Raw genomic sequence first — 271 nt, forward strand, 5'->3', positions numbered from 1 at the left:
ACCCCGCCCAGGGTACGCAGCAGCGGGGCCCGGATCGCCGTCCGCGCGAGGGCCCCCTCCCGTCGGGACCCGTGTCCGACAGCCTCGTCCTCGACCTCCCCGACGACCAGGACCTGCACGTGCGGGTCCCCTCCCGCGCCCTGGCCGACGCCCTGGAGGCGCTCTCCCCGCGCGTCCACGCGCACCGGGGCGACCCCGCCGACGGCGCGCCCACCGGCGACGCCGCGCTCGCCCAGGGGTGGGGGCCCGGCGGCCTCACCTCCCTCCCCGC

General features: G+C 81.2%; 1 pseudogene. It reads left to right on the plus strand.

Features of this window, described 5'->3' with window-relative positions:
- Window positions 1–71: 71 nt before the first annotated feature.
- A pseudogene (locus AC0IVP_RS21915) lies at window positions 72–271 on the plus strand (phosphoglycerate dehydrogenase); the annotation flags it as partial.

The organism is Klenkia sp. AC732 (assembly GCF_979256525.1).